This window comes from Thermus sp., assembly GCF_056332225.1.
Map to the genome: position 1 here is coordinate 1 of NZ_JBWGQW010000225.1, position 600 is coordinate 600.

At 67.7% G+C, this 600-nt stretch carries 1 protein-coding gene; it reads left to right on the forward strand.

Annotated features, from left to right (window positions below; genetic code table 11):
* A partial coding sequence (locus AC01Y6_RS11040; RefSeq protein ID WP_476671574.1) for a hypothetical protein occupies nucleotides 1–317 on the forward strand: 317 nt, incomplete at its 5' end.
* Nucleotides 318–600: the final 283 nt, after the last annotated feature.

The following is a 600-nucleotide window of genomic DNA, read 5'->3' on the forward strand; positions in this document are numbered from 1 at the left end:
GGCGGCTGGAGGGAGAGGCGCAGAGGGAGGCCCTGAAGGGGATCTGGCGGCACGGGAGCCCGAGGGCCTTCCTCCGGGACGAGGCCTCCAGGGGGGTGTGGGAGGCCGTCTTGGCCGAGGCGGAGAAGGCGGCCCTTCCCCTCCTCAAGAAGGAGGCGGCGAAGCGGTTCCCCGTGGCCTTTTTGGTGGAGCCGGAGGCGCGGGCGGAGGAGCTTGACCTCTGGCGGGACGGGGAAGAGGCCTGGTGGGAAGGGGAGTTCGTGGCCGCCGCGCGGGTTTTGGTGCCGGACTACGGGCGGCCCGTGGGGGTGTTTTAGGTACACGAGCCCTTCCTTCCTCGAGGCCGTGTACCTAAGGCGCAGGACCAGGGGGCGGGTCTTCCCCGCCCCCCAAAGGAGGTCTGCCGTGGAAAAAACAGCGGCGCAGGTGCGGGCGAAGTGGAAGTTCTGGATCTCCTGCCCCCTTTGCGAGGGCGAAGGTTTCGTGGGAGAGGAGGACTGCCCCGAGTGCGAGTCGCAATCCCCTTACGGGGCTATGTGGTTTGCAACGGGTGGAAGGAGGACGTATTGGAGTGGCTCGAGTGGATCGAGTCGCAATCCC